16 protein-coding genes are annotated in these 15,990 nt (G+C 75.1%); 4 read left to right on the top strand and 12 right to left on the bottom strand.

Going from position 1 to position 15,990, the window contains the following annotated elements; translation table 11 throughout:
- Positions 1–22: 22 nt before the first annotated feature.
- Complete coding sequence (locus NFS20_RS05990) at positions 23–2,026, bottom strand: APC family permease (RefSeq protein ID WP_251150834.1); 2,004 nt, start codon at positions 2,024–2,026, stop codon at positions 23–25.
- 96 nt (positions 2,027–2,122) lie between these two features.
- Here NFS20_RS05990 and NFS20_RS05985 point away from each other — a divergent pair, with 96 nt between their 5' ends.
- Positions 2,123–2,776, top strand: a complete 654-nt coding sequence (locus NFS20_RS05985) for a potassium channel family protein (protein WP_251151231.1) — start codon at positions 2,123–2,125, stop codon at positions 2,774–2,776.
- Positions 2,776–3,615, top strand: a complete 840-nt coding sequence (locus tag NFS20_RS05980) for a potassium channel family protein (RefSeq protein ID WP_502800787.1) — start codon at positions 2,776–2,778, stop codon at positions 3,613–3,615. Before NFS20_RS05985 ends, NFS20_RS05980 begins: the two co-directional genes overlap by 1 nt.
- Here the strand turns inward: NFS20_RS05980 and NFS20_RS05975 are convergent.
- From NFS20_RS05975 to dut, 4 genes are all read right to left on the bottom strand, one after another.
- A complete protein-coding gene (locus NFS20_RS05975) occupies positions 3,569–4,441 on the bottom strand; it encodes a DUF3159 domain-containing protein (RefSeq protein WP_251150833.1) in 873 nt (290 codons plus the stop codon). The genes NFS20_RS05980 and NFS20_RS05975 overlap by 47 nt on opposite strands.
- Before the next feature lie 84 nt (positions 4,442–4,525).
- The gene (locus NFS20_RS05970) at positions 4,526–4,900 is read right to left on the bottom strand and encodes an OB-fold nucleic acid binding domain-containing protein (RefSeq protein ID WP_251150832.1); all 375 of its coding nucleotides are present in this window, start codon (positions 4,898–4,900) and stop codon (positions 4,526–4,528) included.
- 1 nt (position 4,901) lies between these two features.
- The gene (locus NFS20_RS05965) at positions 4,902–5,651 is read right to left on the bottom strand and encodes a DUF3710 domain-containing protein (RefSeq protein ID WP_251150831.1); all 750 of its coding nucleotides are present in this window, start codon (positions 5,649–5,651) and stop codon (positions 4,902–4,904) included.
- A 167-nt stretch (positions 5,652–5,818) separates the two neighbouring features.
- Positions 5,819–6,295, bottom strand: a complete 477-nt coding sequence (gene dut / locus NFS20_RS05960; RefSeq protein ID WP_251150830.1) for a dUTP diphosphatase — start codon at positions 6,293–6,295, stop codon at positions 5,819–5,821.
- An 85-nt stretch (positions 6,296–6,380) separates the two neighbouring features.
- Here dut and NFS20_RS05955 point away from each other — a divergent pair, with 85 nt between their 5' ends.
- Positions 6,381–6,890: a DUF3093 domain-containing protein gene (locus NFS20_RS05955; RefSeq protein ID WP_251150829.1), complete on the top strand. Its 510-nt coding sequence runs from the start codon at positions 6,381–6,383 to the stop codon at positions 6,888–6,890.
- Positions 6,891–6,995: 105 nt separating this feature from the next.
- Here the strand turns inward: NFS20_RS05955 and NFS20_RS05950 are convergent, their stop codons facing one another.
- From NFS20_RS05950 to NFS20_RS05940, 3 genes are all read right to left on the bottom strand, one after another.
- Entirely contained in the window at positions 6,996–7,295 is a 300-nt protein-coding gene (locus NFS20_RS05950; RefSeq protein ID WP_229245043.1) for a DUF4193 domain-containing protein, read from the bottom strand.
- A 279-nt stretch (positions 7,296–7,574) separates the two neighbouring features.
- Positions 7,575–8,426: an inositol monophosphatase family protein gene (locus tag NFS20_RS05945; RefSeq protein ID WP_251150828.1), complete on the bottom strand. Its 852-nt coding sequence runs from the start codon at positions 8,424–8,426 to the stop codon at positions 7,575–7,577.
- 2 nt (positions 8,427–8,428) lie between these two features.
- Positions 8,429–9,091 carry a trimeric intracellular cation channel family protein gene (locus NFS20_RS05940; RefSeq protein WP_502800786.1) on the bottom strand — a complete coding sequence of 221 codons (663 nt, stop codon included), beginning with the start codon at positions 9,089–9,091 and terminating at the stop codon, positions 8,429–8,431.
- Positions 9,092–9,194: 103 nt separating this feature from the next.
- On the opposite strand from NFS20_RS05940, the gene sepH reads away from it, so the two are divergent.
- A complete protein-coding gene (gene sepH / locus NFS20_RS05935; RefSeq protein ID WP_251150826.1) occupies positions 9,195–10,379 on the top strand; it encodes a septation protein SepH in 1,185 nt (394 codons plus the stop codon).
- Positions 10,380–10,385: 6 nt separating this feature from the next.
- Here sepH and NFS20_RS05930 read toward each other — a convergent pair whose 3' ends face one another.
- The 4 genes from NFS20_RS05930 to NFS20_RS05915 all read right to left on the bottom strand — a co-directional run bounded on the left by NFS20_RS05930 (position 10,386) and on the right by NFS20_RS05915 (position 15,813).
- Positions 10,386–11,027 (bottom strand): thymidine kinase, encoded by a 642-nt coding sequence (locus NFS20_RS05930; protein WP_251150825.1) that lies wholly within the window; start codon positions 11,025–11,027, stop codon positions 10,386–10,388.
- Between the two features lie 4 nt (positions 11,028–11,031).
- Positions 11,032–12,240, bottom strand: coding sequence for an alkaline phosphatase family protein (locus NFS20_RS05925; RefSeq protein ID WP_251150824.1), 1,209 nt, complete (start codon positions 12,238–12,240; stop codon positions 11,032–11,034).
- Complete coding sequence (locus NFS20_RS05920) at positions 12,237–12,851, bottom strand: DUF5998 family protein (protein WP_463105596.1); 615 nt, start codon at positions 12,849–12,851, stop codon at positions 12,237–12,239. The genes NFS20_RS05925 and NFS20_RS05920 overlap by 4 nt, the downstream gene beginning before the upstream one ends.
- Positions 12,852–12,930: 79 nt before the next feature.
- On the bottom strand, positions 12,931–15,813 hold the full coding sequence (locus tag NFS20_RS05915; protein ID WP_251150823.1) for a bifunctional acetate--CoA ligase family protein/GNAT family N-acetyltransferase: 2,883 nt from the start codon (positions 15,811–15,813) through the stop codon (positions 12,931–12,933).
- Positions 15,814–15,990 lie beyond the last annotated feature (177 nt).

The following is a 15,990-nucleotide window of genomic DNA, read 5'->3' as shown; positions in this document are numbered from 1 at the left end:
GTCCCCGACGGCCACGGACGCGTCACATGCCCGGGAAGCGGGACCGGAAGCCCTCCCCCTCGAGGCCGGTCTGGCCCTCGGTCGACGCGAGCTGCCACGGCACGGACGCCACGACCACGCCGGGCGTGAAGAGCAGCCGGCCCTTGAGCCGCAGCGCGCTCTGGTTGTGCAGGAGCTGTTCCCACCAGTGGCCCACGACGTACTCCGGGATGTACACGACCACGAGGTCGCGGGGCGACTCGCGCCGCACCGACCGCACGTAGGACAGGACGGGTCGCGTGATCTCGCGGAACGGGGAGTCGAGGACGCGCAGCGGGACGGGGAGGTCGAGCCCCTCCCACTCCCGCATGAGCTCGGTGACGTCCTCCGGGTCGACCCCCACCGTGACCGCCTCGAGCACCGACGGGCGCGACGCGCGCGCGTAGGCGAGCGCGCGCATCGTCGGCCGGTGGATCTTCGACACCAGGACGATGGCGTGGACGCGGCTCGGCAGGGCGCGGGCCTGGGTGAGGTCGTCCCCGAGGGCCAGCTCGTCGCGGACCGTGTCGTAGTGCTTGCGGATCGCGCGCATGAGCACGAACACGACGCCCATGGCGAGGATCGCGATCCAGGCCCCGTGCGTGAACTTGGTGACGAGCACGATGACGAGGACGGTCCCCGTCATCGCGAGCCCGACCGAGTTCACGACCCGCGAGCGGCGCATGCGGGCACGCTCGCGCGGCTGGTGCTCCGTGCGCAGCGCACGCGTCCAGTGCCGCACCATGCCGAGCTGCGAGATCGTGAACGAGACGAAGACGCCGACGATGTAGAGCTGGATGAGCCGCGTGACCTGGGCGTCGAAGGCCCAGATGAGCACGATCGCGGCGACGGCGAGGGTGATGATGCCGTTGGAGAACGCGAGCCGGTCGCCCCGCGTGTGGAGCTGCCGGGGCAGGTAGCCGTCCTTCGCGAGGATCGAGCCGAGCACCGGGAAGCCGTTGAACGCGGTGTTCGCCGCGAGGACGAGGATGAGGCCCGTGACCACGGAGACGGCGACGAACACGAAGGGCGCACCGGAGAACACCGACTCCGTGAGCTGTCCGAGCACGGGGTGCTGCACGTAGTCGGCCGGCAGCGGCTCGCCGTTCAGGGTGAGCTGCTCGTGCGGGTCCTCGACGTAGTGCACGCCGGTCGCGCTCGCGAGGAAGAGGATCACAAGCATCATCACCGTCGAGATGCCGCCGAGCAGCGCGAGCGTCGTCGCCGCGTTGCGCGACTTGGGCTTGCGGAACGCCGGCACGCCGTTGCTGATCGCCTCCACCCCGGTCAGCGCCGCACACCCCGACGCGAACGCGCGCGCGACGAGGAACGCTCCCGCGATCCCGACGAGCCCCTGGTCGAACCCGCTCTCCGCGACGAGCTCGAGATCGGCGCTCTCGGCCGGCGGCAGGTTCCCGGTGACGTACCGGAAGAACCCGACGACCGCCGTCGAGCCGATGGCGAGCATGAAGAGGTACACGGGGATCGCGAAGAGCTTCCCGGACTCCTTGACCCCGCGCAGGTTGACGAGCGTCAGCAGCACGACGAGCACGATCGCGAACGTCGCCTCGTGGCCGCGCAGCGCGGGGATCGCGCTCGCCGCGTACTGGGCCCCGGACGAGATCGACACGGCCACGGTGAGCACGTAGTCGACCATGAGCGCCGAGGCCACGCCCACGCCCGCCGTCGGGCCGAGGTTCACGGTCGCGACCTCGTAGTCGCCGCCGCCCGAGGGGTACGCGCGCACGTTCTGCCGGTACGAGGCGACGACCGTGAGCAGCACGACGACGACGGCGAGGCCGACCCACGGCGAGATCGTCGTGGCCGCCAGGCCCGCGACCGCGAGGGTCAGGAGGATCTCGTCGGGCGCGTACGCGACCGACGAGAGGGCGTCCGACGCGAACACCGGCAGCGCGATGCGCTTGGGCAGCAGCGTGTGCCCCAGCCGCTCGCTCCGCACGGGGCGTCCGACGAGCAGCCGCTTGGCGGCATCAGCGATCTCCGACACGAGGCCTCATGCTATGCCCGTCGTCGGCCGGTCGCCGGTCTCACGGCACGGGCGGGCTGCGGGCGGTATAGCGTTCGTTGCGTGCACTTCGTGATCATGGGCTGCGGCCGCGTCGGTGCGACGCTCGCGCAGTCGCTCGAGGCGAGCGGACACTCCGTCGCCGTCGTCGACCAGAACCCCGACGCGTTCCGCCGGCTCCCCGGCGAGTTCACGGGGAAGAAGGTGACGGGCATGGGCTTCGACCGCGACACCCTCGTGCAGGCCGGCATCGAGGACGCGTACGCGTTCGCGGCGGTCTCCGACGGCGACAACTCGAACATCCTGTCGGCCCGCGTGGTGCGCGAGACCTTCGGCGTCGAGAAGGTCGTGGCCCGCATCTACGACCCGCAGCGCGCCGAGATCTACCAGCGGCTCGGCATCCCCACGGTGGCGACCGTGCGCTGGACCGCCGACCAGGTCCTGCGTCGCATGCTGCCCCTGGGCGCGACCGACGAGTACCGCGACCCGTCGGGTCGCGTCCGGCTCGCCCAGCTCGACTTCCACCCCGCGTGGATCGGCCGCACCGTGCGCGCGATCCAGGAGGCGTCGGGCGCGCGGATCGCCTTCGTGAGCCGGTTCGGGGACGGCGTGACCGTCACCGACCGCACCGTCCTGCAGGAGAACGACGTGCTGCACGTCCTCATGGGCACCGACGACGCACCGACCGTCGAGCGGGTCCTCACGCACGCCCCGAAGACGGAGGTCGAGTGATGCGCGTCGTGATCGCCGGGGCGGGCTCCGTCGGCCGCTCGATCGCCCGCGAGCTGCTGAGCCACGACCACGAGGTCATGCTCGTCGACAAGCAGCCCGCCGCGATGCGCGTCGCGCAGGTCGCCGACGCCGACTGGCTGCTCGCCGACGCGTGCGAGCTCTCGACCCTCGCGGACGCGAAGGTCGACGAGTGCGACGTCATCGTCGCCGCGACGGGCGACGACAAGGTCAACCTCGTGGTGTCGCTCCTCGCGAAGACCGAGTTCGGCGTGCCGCGCACCGTCGCGCGCGTGAACAACCCGAAGAACGAGTGGATGTTCGACGAGTCGTGGGGCGTCGACGTCGCGGTGTCGACGCCGCGCATCATGACCGCCATGGTCGAGGAGGCCGTCGCGGTCGGCGACCTCGTCCGGATCTTCACCTTCCACCAGTCCGGCGCGGACATCCTCGAGGTCACGCTGCCGGTGTCCTCGCCCCTCGTCGGCCGACGGGTCGGCGACGTCGCGTGGCCCCCGGACACGGTGCTCGCCGCGGTCGTGCGGGGCACGCGCCCCATCGCGCCGAGCCAGGACGACACCCTCGAGGCCGGTGACGAGCTCCTCCTCGTCACCGGCGACGAGGCCGACGAGGACGCCCTCTCCCGGCTCCTCGTCGCGACGCCGACGGACGCCGCCGCGGGCCCCGTCACCGACCCGACGACGGGCACGGCCACCGCCACGGCCGACGACGACGCCCCGGTCCGGGACGTCCTCGACGTCCTGCCGCCCCCCGAGGCCGAGGACGCCGCCCTGCTCAGGCCGGACGACCTGCCGCAGGACGACGCACGAGGACCCAGGTGAGCCAGAGCACGAGCGCCCACAGCGGGATGCCCATGACGAGTCGCGCGGTCCCCAGCCACCCGACGGACCCGTCGAGGTAGAGCGGCACCTGGACGGCGAGCCGCGCGGCGAACAGCCCGACCCAGAGCCACGTCGCGGCGGCGTAGCGGCGCATCAGCGTCCGGTCGGAGCGCCACACCTCGGCCCAGCGGGCGAACGCACCAGGCTCTGCCGCGCCGGCCGGCCCGGCGTCAGGCTCTGCCGCGACGGCCGGCTCGGCGTCGGCGGACCGTGCGGTCCCCGTGCCGAAGCCGCTGCGGAAGCCCTCGACGACGAGGCCGACGAGCGGCCAGCGGATCGCGAGCGAGACGAGCAGCGCGAGGAGGTACGCGGCGTTGGTCCACAGCCCCCACGCGAAGTAGTCCTGCGCCTCGCCGGACCTCCAGGCCCAGAAGACGCCGATCCCGACGCCCAGGAGCCCGCCGAGGGCCTGGGTCACGGGCGTGCGCTGCGCGAGCCGGACCCCCACCGCCACGAGCGCGACGGCGACGGAGCCGACGAGCGCCCACGTCAGGTCCGAGGTCGCGACGTAGAGCACGACGAAGACGAGTCCCGGCGCGACGGACTCGACGAGCCCACGGACGCCGCCCACCGCCTCGGCGACGGAGAACTGCTCGCCGGCCAGCGCGCGGACGCCGCGTGCGGGCCCGTCCTCGGGCGCGGCGACGTCGTCGACGACGGTCTCGACCACGTCGGCCTCGTGCGCGACGTCGCCGGCGTCCGTGCCGTCCGGTCGCGTCGACGGGTGCTCGGGGCCGGGGCGTCCCGACGGGGGCGTGCTGGTCATGTGGCGTCCTCGGGGTGTGCTGACGGGCGCCCGCCGGGCGCCGGTGCGCGGTCGGTCACGGTCGCGGCTCGGGTGGTGCGCCGGTCACTCCCCGGGCTTGGGGAGCAGCTCGTAGCGGGGGTTGAACATGGTCCGCCGCCCGTCGACGTCGCACACGAGGCCTTCGACGAGCGCGCGACGACCCGGCTCGATCCCCGCGATGCGCCGACGGCCGAGCCAGACGAGGTCGATCGCGCCGGAGCCGTCGTAGAGCTCGACCTCGACCGTCGGCACACCCTCACGGGGCCGGAGCACGACGGAGCGCAGGATGCCCGTGACCTTGGCCCGCCGGCGGTTCGGCAGGTCCGCGACGGCGCGGCATCCGGTCTGCCGGGCCGCCTCGACCCGTTCCTCGTCCGCGGCGACCTCCTCCTGGGAGGCGAGCGCCGACTGCCAGGCGGCACGCAGGGTCGGGGACATGTCAGCGGATCTCCGTGATCTCGGGGCCACGGGTGAGCGGGTCGAACGACGGCGCCTCGGGCGTGCCCGCCGGCACGGCGGCCGTCGGGGCGGGCGCCTTGCCGGGGAGGTGGAGGGTGAGGAGGTCGCGCGGCGGGCGCGGGCTCTGGTCCCGCACCACGACGATGTTCGCGAACACCGACTCCAGGAGCCGTGCCTCCTGCGGGTCGACCGCGGCCTTCCCCGTGAGGACGCCGCGCAGGAACCAGCGCGGGCCGTCGACCCCGACGAAGCGCGCGGGGCGGACCCCTGTGCGGCCGTCGGGCGCCTGCGCGGGGATGCGTGCGATGAGCTCGCGGCCGAAGGGGCCGGGGACGTCGTCGACCGTCCCGCCCTGCTTCGTGACGGACGCGGCGATCTCGCCGCGGATCTCGTCCCAGATGCCTTCGGAGCGCGGGGCGGCGAACGCCTGGACCTGCAGGCCCGACCCGGCGACCGCGCACGCGACACCGGTGATGCGCTGGGTCTTCTTGTCGACCTCCATGCGCAGCTCCATGCCCGGCACGCCGGGGAGCCACACGGCACCCAGGTCGACGCGCGGACCACGCTCGGGCACCTGCGACGAGTCGTAGGGACCGCGACCGGGGGCGTTCGCCTCGCCTGCCGCGCTCGTCCCCGTCCCGGGGGTCGCGGCGTCGACGGTGTCGGCGGCGTCCTGCGCTGCCGGTGGCTCAGCCGGCTGCGACGACGGGGAGCGACGGAACAGACCCACGAAAGAGCTCCTTCACCTGCCCGGCCACCGCCGGGACTCCAGCCGGGGCGCTCGCCCCGACCCTTCCACAGTAGCCCCAGCGCGCCGTGGCGATCGCCACTCGTCCGCGGGGTGTGGATCGGCCCTGCGCGAACGTGCCGGCAGGGTCACCGTGACCTCGGACGACCTCAGGTCGCCGCGGCCCACCCGCCGCTCGACCCGAAGCCGCCCTCACCGCGGTGCGAGCCGGGCAGGCGCTCGGCGCGGACGAAGCGCGCGCGCTCGACCTTCTGCACGACGAGCTGGGCGACCCGGTCACCGCGGCGCAGCACGACCGCCTCGCGCGCGTCGGTGTTGAGCAGCGTCACCCGGATCTCGCCGCGGTAGCCGGCGTCCACCGTGCCGGGCGCGTTGACGACCGTGAGGCCGTGCTTCGCCGCGAGGCCCGAGCGCGGGTGGACGAACGCCGCGTACCCGTCCGGGAGCGCGATCGAGACGCCGGTCGGGACGACGACGCGCTCGCCCGGGGCGAGCTCGACGTCGACCGTGGTCACGAGGTCCGCGCCCGCGTCGCCCGGGTGGGCGTACGCCGGCAGCGGCACGTCGTCGAGGAGGGTGATGAGGACGTCGACGTCGCCGGGCGTGGGCTGCTGGTCGGTCGGCACCCGGCAGATCCTAGTGCGCACGGTTGCCGGGTGCGAGCACGGCCCCGGTTCCGGGGGCACGCCGGGCGGCTGGGATGATGGAGGCATGACCGACGCCCCGGACCGTTCCCCCCGCCCGACCGACGCCCCGGCGCCCGGGACGGTCGGGCCGGGCTTCCGCGAGCGCGTCCTGCCCGGCGTCGGCGGCTGGGCCGCCGTCGTGGGGTTCGCGGCCGTCCTCGGCGTGGCGCTGTGGCCCGCGAGCCACGCGATCGCGCTCGGCGTCGCGGGACTCGCCGCCGTGGCCGGCCTGGTCGGGCTCTGGTGGACGTCGCCCGTCGTGTCCGTCCAGGACGGGACGTTCCGCGCGGGCCGCGCGTCGATCCCCGTCGTGCTGCTGGGTCAGGTGACGACCCTCGACGCCGACGCCATGCGGGGCGAGCTCGGACCGCGTCTCGATGCGCGCGCCTTCGTGTGCCTGCGCGCCTGGGCCCGCACCGGGGTCCACGTGACGCTCGACGACCCGCAGGACCCGACACCGTACTGGCTCGTCTCCACACGCCGGCCCCAGGCCCTCGCGGACGCGTTGCGGCGCGCTGCCCGCTCGGACGGCTGAACGGCCGGGCCCGCGCCCGGCGGCGGACCGGCCCGTCTCCCCTGCACGACGTCGGCCGCCGTCCCCTGGTGGGGACGACGGCCGACGAGGACGTGCGGGCGCGGGTCAGGCAGCGCACTCCGAGCAGATCTGCTGCCCGTTCTTCTCGTACGCGAGCTGGCTGCGGTGGTGCACGAGGAAGCAGCTCGAGCAGGTGAACTCGTCCGCCTGGCGCGGCAGCACCCGGACGGAGAGCTCCTCGCCGGACAGGTCCGCGCCGGGAAGCTCGAAGCCTTCCGCCGCCTCGGTCTCGTCCTCGTCCACAACGCCCGAGCTCTTGTCGGAGCGACGAGCCTGCAGCTCCTGGATCGAGTCCTCGCTGAGCTCCTCTTCGCTCTTGCGGGGGGCGTCGTAGTCTGTTGCCATCTGTGGGGTCACTCTCCGGAAGTTCGTCGATCGCGACAACGCGCACCCGGTTCCGCCGGCGATGGCCGGCCGTTCCGGACGAGCGCGGGTGCGGGACGCGGGGGTGCGTCCCGGGACGTGGCGTGCCCCGAGGTCGTCGCGGCACGTGCACGCTGATCAATGCACGGCGCACCGGAATTGTTCCCGGCGGGCCACCGGATTCTGCACCATTTCCGGGGCGGATGCACCCCGTGGCGCACGACGCGCCCGGTGTCCTTCGTCACGACCCCCGGCGCACGGTCACTCGTCGGCGTCGGCGCCCACGTCCTCGAGGAGTCGGACGAGCTCCCCGACCCGTCCCGACGCTCCCGCCACGGTCATCTCGTGGTCTGCCGCGCGCTCGCGCAAGCCCGTGAGCACGGCGCCCGCCTCCTGCGCCACGAGGCCTCCGGCGGCCATGTCCCACGGGTTGAGCCCGCGCTCGTAGTAGAGGTCGAGCTCGCCGCTCGCCACGAGGCACAGGTCGATCGCCGCCGAGCCCAGCCGTCGGATGTCCCGGACCCGCGGGAGCACCTCGACGAGCACGCGGGCCTGCGCGCGCCGCCGGTCGGCGTCGTAGCCGAAGCCGGTGCCGACGAGGCACTGGGCGAGCGACGTCGGCTCCACGACCCGCAGGGAGCGGCCGTCCACCGTCGCGCCCCCGCCGAGGCCGGCGGTCCACGTGCGCCCGTCGACGACGGAGTGCACGGCGCCCGCGAGCACGGTCCACTCCTGCGGGTCGGGGGCCCCGACCACGGCCGCGACGGAGACCGCGTACGACGCGACGCCGTACAGGTAGTTGACCGTGCCGTCGATCGGGTCCACCACCCACGTGATGCCCGACGTGCCGGAGGACGCGCCGTCCTCCTCGCCGAGCACGGCGTCGTCCGGACGCGCGGCGGCGATCTCCCGGCGCAGCAGCGCCTCCGAGTCGGCGTCCATCCGGGTGACGACGTCGGTGGCCGACGACTTGGTCGACGCGACCTCGACACGGTCGGGGCGGCCTGTGCGGACGAGGTCGCCGGCAGCGCGCGCGAGCCGCTCCGCGAGCTCGCGCAGGTCGGCGACCGTGACGTCGTCGGGCAGGCGGGGGTCGTCGATGAAGGAGTGCACGGTCACATCCTGCCGGAACCGCGCCGCCCGGGGCGACCCTCCCACGGCCCGGGGGCCGACCAGCCGAGACGCAGCGACAGCAGGCGGAAGCCGAAGATCAGCGCGAGCACGCCCGCCTGGGAGAGCGGGCCGAGCAGGTCCGCCTCCCACAGCCCGACCGTGAGCGCGGCTCCCGCGAGCGCCGGGATCGCGTAGAGCTGCTTGTCCTGGAAGAGCAGCGGCGCCTCGCTCGTGAGGACGTCGCGCAGGATCCCGCCACCGACACCGGTCAGGACGCCGACGAAGACGGCTGCGAGCGGCCCGACGCCGTACTCCAGCCCTTTCATCGTGCCGGAGAGCACGAACAGCGCGAGCGCCCCGGCGTCCAGCACGACGATGCTGCGCCGCAGCCGCTCGAGCCGCGGGTGCCAGAAGAACGTCACGATCCCCGCGGCCGCGGCGACGGCGACCAGACGCCAGTCGGAGATGCCCACGGGCGGGATCGCGCCGATGAGCACGTCGCGGAGCAGACCGCCGCCTAGTCCCGCCGCCCAGGCGAGGACGAGCACGCCCACGAGGTCGTAGCGCTTGCGCACGGCAGCGAGACCGCCGGACAGCGCCGCGCAGAACACGCCGCCGAGCTCGAGGGCGTCACCGGGGACGAGGTCGAGGATCACACGGCGCATCATCCCAAGGCGGCCAGTCCGCGGCACACCGGGCGGGTTGCACCCGCCGCACGCGCGAGGATGGCACCCTCGAGGGAGCGGGCGCGGCGACACGGGAGGGCTGATGGACGAGCTGGAGCTGGTGAGACTGCACGAGGACGGGGAGCACCTCGTCCTCGGCGGGGTGGGCGGTGCCCACTACCTGCTGCCCATCACCGAGTCGTTGCGCGCCGCGGTCCGGCGCGACAGGCCGCACCTCGAGCACCTGCGGGCCGAGGGCGAGCGCAACCTCTCGCCGCGTGAGATCCAGTCGCGGCTGCGCGCCGGCGACGACGTCGAGGAGGTCGCGGAGGCCGCGGGGATCCCCGTGGAGAGCGTGCGCCGTTTCGCCGGCCCGGTGGTGGCGGAGCAGGAGTACGTCGTCGACCGGGTGCGGCGGTCGCCCCAGGGGCACGGCGACGACGCCCCGACGATCGACGACCTCGCGGCGCGCCGGCTCGTGGCCCGCGACGTCGACCCGGCCGGGGTGGTGTGGAGCGCGGCGAGGCAGCACGGCGCGGCATGGGTGGTGACGGCGACGTTCCAGGTCTCGTCGGGTCCGCGCACCGCGCGCTGGACGTACGACCCGGCGTCGCGCGCGCTGCACGCGCTCGACGACGAGGCGCGCTGGCTGTCGCAGCCCGAGTCGGACCCGGACCCGTCGCCGGGGACCGCGGCGGTCTTCGACGTCGACGCCGGGGCCGCGCGCCGCCGGACGGAGCCGGTGACGCCCGAGCCGGACGGCACCGCCGACCTGCTGGACGACCTGGGCCGACGGCGGGGTGTGCGGCCGCGCACCGAGCCCGCGGGGGCTGCGGCGGACCTTCCGGGGCAGGAGCCCTTCGAGGGCTTCGGCCCGCGCGTCGCGCTGCGGGACGGCACGGACGCGGGCACGGATCCCGCCGTCCGGGACACCGACCGGCCCGGGAGCGAGCACGGCGGGCAGGACGACGAGCAGGGTCGTGGGGCGACGGTCGTGCACCTCCCGTCGATCCGGGCGCGCGAGGAGGCGGACCACCCGCACCCCGCCGCCACCCGGGACCACCCGTCGGCTCGAGACCCGCAGGACGCCGTGCGGTCCGAGGACCCGCACGCCGACCCCGCCGACGCGCCGGAGGCTGCCTCGCGGGGCGACGCGTCCGGAGCGGAGCCGGAGCCGGAGCCCGCACGACGCCCGGGTGCGCGCGAGCCGCGCAAGGGCAAGAACCGCTCCCGTGCCAAGGTCCCGAGCTGGGACGAGATCGTGTTCGGCGCGCGGCCCGAGGGCTGACGGGCCTCAGTCCGGAAGGTCGAGCGACAGCCCGTCGGCGGGCGCGAGCGCGCGCGCCGCGGCGGTCGTCATCCGACGCATGTGGTGCCGACGACACAGGACCTCGTACGCCACCTCACCGCCGCCGTCACCGACGTCGCCCACCACGACCTGCTCCCCCGCCACGACCATCCGGCCGTCGACCGTGCGCGCGTTGTGCGTGGCCCGTGCGCCGCACCAGCACAGCGCGTGGGCCTGGAGCACCTCGACGCGGTCGGCGAGCTCGACGAGGCGTGCGGACCCGGGGAAGAGCCGCGTGCGGAAGTCGGCGGTGATGCCGAACGCGAAGACGTCGACCTCCGTCTCGTCGACGAGGCGCGCGAGCTGCTCGACCTGGGCCGGCGAGTAGAACTGGGCCTCGTCGCACACCAGGTAGTCCACCGGGACGGGCTGGGCGGACACGAGCTCCCAGAAGTCGGTGGCGTCCGTGACCTCGAGCGCCGCGACCTCGAGTCCGAGCCGCGAGGAGAGCCGGTCCGTCCCGGCGCGGTCGTCGCGGGAGAAGATCAGGCCGCGCCGTCCGCGCGCCGCGTGGTTGTGGTCGAGCTGCAGGGCGAGCGTGGACTTGCCGCAGTCCATGGTCCCGGAGAAGAAGACGAGCTCTGCCATGGCGTCAGCGCCCCGCCACGAGGAGCGGGACCCGCATCTCCCGCTCGGTGAGGGAGCCGTGGACGCCGACGAGCGCGAGCGACGCGGCGGTCTGCGTGCGGGAGTCGACGACGGTCGCGCGACCGCGCATCGCCACGACCACGTCGCCCGCGGCCCGGACCGCGTCGTCGCGGGCGTGGAGGCCCAGGAGGCCGCGCGCGAGGACCTCCTCGCGCTCGAGGACGAGAGCGTCGTCCCCCAGCACGTCGCGCCAGCGCGCCGCGACGGCACCCGCCGCGCCAGGCTGGGTGTAGACGTGGACGGCGCGGGGCTCGCCGCCGACGAGCGTCACGCCCTCGTCGAGGACCGGGTCGGTCGCCGCGTCGCGGCGCAGTCCCGGGTCCACGTCGATCATGCCGTGGTCGGCGGTGACGAGGAGCAGCGTGCCCGCGGGGAGCGAGCGCGCGAGGCGCGACAGCTCGCGGTCGAGGTGCTCGAGCTCGTCCCCCCACTGCCAGGAGCCCGAGCCGTGGTGGTGGCCGGCCTTGTCGACCTCGCCCCAGTAGAGGTACACGAGCCCGGGCCGGGAGAGGGCGAGACGCGCCGCGTCCACGCGCCGCTCCAGGGGGTCGGCGGCGGCGTACGTCCCGCCGCGCAGCGCGGCGACGGTCATGCCGGAGCCGGCGAACCGCGCGGGACCGGTCGAGGTGACGGCCACGCCGGCCTCGGCGGCGACGGCGAGGAGAGGCGTCTCGCGCTGGAGCTCGTGGGGGGCCGGCGCTCCCTCCCAGGAGACCATGTTGGCGAGCCCGCCCGTCACCGGGTTGCGCTGGGTGTAGCCGAGCATGCCCGTGCGCCCGGGTGCCGTCCCCGTGCCGAAGGCACCGATCGCCGCCGCGGTCGTGCTGGGGAACGTCGAGGTGAGCGGGCGGACGTCGGGCAGGAGCGAGCGCAGGAACGGCGCGTGACCGGCCCGCTCGGCGAGGTTGAGGTGCCCGAGGCCGTCCACGAGCACGACGCACACGCGGTCCGCGCGCGGCAGGTCCAGGGCGGTGCGCGCGGCTCCGCCCTCGATGCCGGTCGCCGTCGTGACGGGCACGCCGAGCGCGTCGAGAGCTGCCGGCAGCACGGCCGCGAGCGATCCGGTGCCCTGGTCGGGCGCGAGCAGCCCGTCGGCCAGCTGCGGCGCGTCGACGGGCGCGTGCTGCGCCGTCCGGGCGGGCACCGACGTCATCGGGTGCGCTGCGCGGTCGCGCGGGACAGCGCCTTGGCGAAGTCGACCGCGGCACCGACGGCCGCGCGCCCCTCGGCCTCGGCGCTGACGCGGACCACGACGTCGTCGGGCGTGATCTGACCGGTCAGACCGTGGTCCGCCTCGCAGCTCGGGTCGGGGCAGGCCGCGGGCTCGAGGTCGACGCGCGAGACGGCGCCCCAGCCGAGCGCGAGGGTCACCTCGAGCGGGAGGTTGCCGCCGCGGTGCGTCTGCGGGTCTGCGACGACGTGCGTGAGCGACACGGACCGGACCTCCGACAGCGGGACCGACTCCGTCGTCGCCGCAGCGGACGCCGAGGGGTTCTCGCTGTCGGCCGGGTGGTCGTCGACGTGCGCGGTGACGAGCCGGGTCGGGGTCAGCACGAGGACCGTCAGGTGGCGACGGACCTCGGACGCGTCGAACGTCGTCTCCGGGAGCACGAGGTGGGACACGATCTCCTCGCCGGCGACCGCGACGTCGAGGACGTCCGCGACGAGCTCGGGGTAGTACCCGGCCCGGTGGAGCTGGGTCGTCAGGTCGGTCCACGCATCAGGAGCCGTGTCAGGGGTCGCGTCGGGGGTTGCTGAGGGCACCCGCGCATTCTCCCACCCGTCGGTCGCGCGCGGCCAGCCCGCCCGACCCGGCGTGTGGACGACGCCGCGGTCCGCGCGATCAGCCCGGCAGCGCCCGCCGCAGCGCGTCGGCACGCTGGGCGTCGGCGAGGCTCACGCGCGCGCTGAGCACCGCGGCGTCGTGCTCGGACACGACGACCGGGTACAGCTCGAGGCTGCGCACCTCCGGGAGGTCGTCCGCCAGCACCGAGACCCGCGCCAGCACGTCCTCGAGCGCGGCGGTGGCGGCGACCTGCGTCCCCATGTAGCCGAACAGGCGGGGCGCGGCGCGCACCGACCGCACCATCGCCGCCACGTCGACGTCGGTGAGCGGGGGCACGCCGTAGGCGACGTCCCCCAGGAGGTCGACGGCGTCGCCCGCGAGACCGAACGAGACGACCGGGCCGAAGAGCTGGTCCTCGGTGGAGCGCACGACGCACGCCACGCCCGCGTCGGCCATCGCCTGCACCTCGAGCGGCTGGTCCGCGGCGCCCGGCAGCACGGCCGCGAGCGCCTCGCGCATCTGGTCGACGTCGGCGCGCAGCTCCGCCTCGTCGGCGATCCCGAGCCGCACGCCGCCGAGGTCCGCGCGGTGACGCAGACCCGGCGCGGTGGACTTGAGCGCGACGGGCCAGCCGATCTCGCGCGCGGCGGCGACCGCCTCGTCAGGGGTGCGCACGCGCCGCGCGGGCCAGACGTGCACGCCGTAGCACGCGAGGAGGTCGGCGGTCGCCGCAGGGTCGAGGTCGACCTCCGCGGCGCCCGCGAGGGCACGGTCGACGATCTGGCGCGCACGTGCCCCGTCCACGCCTGCGGGCCGGACCGGGGAGCCGTGGTCGGCCTCGCGCCAGCGCGCGTAGCGCACGACCGCGCCGAGCGCGGCCACGGCGTCCTCGGGCGTGGAGTAGGCGGGCACCCGGCAGAGCGCCGTCGCCGCGCTCCCGGCCGCGGCGTCGTCCGCCCCCTCGGCGGGGGACGTCGGTGCGTGCGGGTCGGGGGCCGAGAGCTCGTCGGTGAGACCGTGCAGGCCGAGCATGCTCGCCACCGTCGTCCGTCGCGTGCGCGCGGCGGCAGCGGCGAGGGCGTGCGACAGGTCGACGCGACGCGGACGGACCGTGGGCACCTGGACGGCGACGACGACGTCGCACGCGTCGGGCGCGTAGAGGGCGTCGACGGCCTCGGCGAGACGCTCGGACGAGGCGTCCTCGGGGAGGAAGTCGGACCGTGCGACCACGAGCCCGGCGGACGCGGCCGCCTCGGCGACGAGCGCCGCGAGCGAGGCCGAGCTCGCCAGGATGCCCACGCGCCGTCCGGTGGGGAGGGGCTGGTGCGCGAGGAGCTGCGCGACGTCGATGAGCTGGTGCGTGTTCTCCGCGCGGATGACGCCGGACTGGCGCAGCATCTCGTCGAGCGTGCGCCGCGGGGCGGTCGTGGAGCGCACGGCGTGCCCCGGGGGCACCACGTGGCCGGACCGGCCGGCGGTGACCACGACGACGGGCTTCACCGACGCCAGCCGGCGCGCGATGCGCGAGAACTTGCGCGGGTTGCCGATCGACTCCAGGTAGAGGCACACCACCCGGGTCGCGGGGTCGTCCTGCCAGTACTGCATGAGGTCGTTGCCCGACACGTCGGCCCGGTGTCCCGCCGAGAGGAACGACGACACGCCCAGCCCGCGGCGCGCCGTCGTCGCCAGGAGCGTCACGGCCATGGGTGCGGACTGGGAGAACAGCCCGACGACGCCCGGTCGCGGCAGCTCGTCCGCCAGGGTCGCGGCGAGGGTCGGGCCGCCCGACGACGCGCCATGGGTGACGAGTCCGTAGCTGGCGGGGCCCACGACGCGCAGGCCGGCGGTGTGCGCGACGCGCAGGAGCTCGCGCTGCAGCGCGAGGCCCTCGGGGCCCGTCTCCGCGTACCCCGCGGACAGCACGACGACGCCCCGCACGCCCAGGCGCGCGAGGTGCCGTACGGCGTCGATCGCCTCGGGAGGTCGCAGCGACACGACGGCCAGGTCCACGGGGGCCGGGACGTCGGCGAGCGACGCGTGCGCGGTGACACGCACGGCGTCGGGACCGACGGCGGGGGGTGTGGTCCCGGGTCGCGAGGCCTGGGAGAGCGAGGTCCCGGAGCGGGGCGCCCCGGCCAGGTCCTGTCCGACGACGTGGACCTCGACGCCCGCGCCGTGCCGCAGCGCGGCGAGCGCGCGGTGCGCGAGGAGCGACTCGATGCCCGCGGGCTCCTCCGTGGCCGGGTCGTCCGGACCGACGAGCACGACGCTCGACGCGCCGAGCAGACCCTGCATGCTGCGCGCCTCGGCGCGGTGCTCGCGGTCGGCCATGACGGCCCGCGAGCGCTCCGTCGGGTCGAGGTCCACGCTGACGACGACGAAGCCGTCGTCCATCTGCTGGCGCACGTCGTAACCGGCCTCGCGGAAGACGGCGAGCATCTTGCCGTTCTGCGGCAGCACCTCCGCCGTGAACCGCTGCACGCCGAGCTCGCGCGCGGCGGCGGCGAGGTGCTCGAGCAGCACGGACCCGAGGCCGCGGCCCTGCGCCGAGTCGGCGATGTTGAACGCGACCTCGGCCTCCCGCCCGGTCGTGCGGTCGAACCGTGCGACACCGATGATGTCCTGCTCCCCCGCAGCGCCGTCGTCGGGCACGCCGCTGCGAGGCCGGACGGCGACGAGCGCCACGCGGTCGGAGTGGTCCACGCGCGTGAACCGGTCGAGGTCGCGGTCCGACAGGCGCTGCATCGGGGCGAAGAACCGCAGGTACGTCGACCGCTCGGACTGGGAGACGTGGAAGCGCTGGAGGGCGTCGGCGTCCTCGGGGCGGATCGGGCGCACGTGCGTCGTCGTGCCGTCGCGCAGGACGACGTCGGCCTCCCACTCGACCGGGTAGTCGACGGGGTGCTGGATGGGGTGGGACCCGACGTCGGCGCCGCTCACGCCCCCAGGCTATGCGGTGGGCGGCGCGGTGCGCCTGCACCCGCGCGGCCCGGTCGAGGAGGACAATCGTCCTGAGCGGCCGGGGGCGTGGTCCGGCTGTGGGACGCGTGGGCTACCCTCGCGTCCGGCGGGAAGGCCGTCCGCCACCCCGACCAGCGTCCCCACGCACCGACCGGC

Source organism: Cellulosimicrobium sp. Marseille-Q4280 (assembly GCF_943181405.1).
In the GTDB taxonomy this organism is placed as follows: domain Bacteria; phylum Actinomycetota; class Actinomycetes; order Actinomycetales; family Cellulomonadaceae; genus Cellulosimicrobium.
This window is presented reverse-complemented; position numbering and strand designations above follow the sequence as displayed.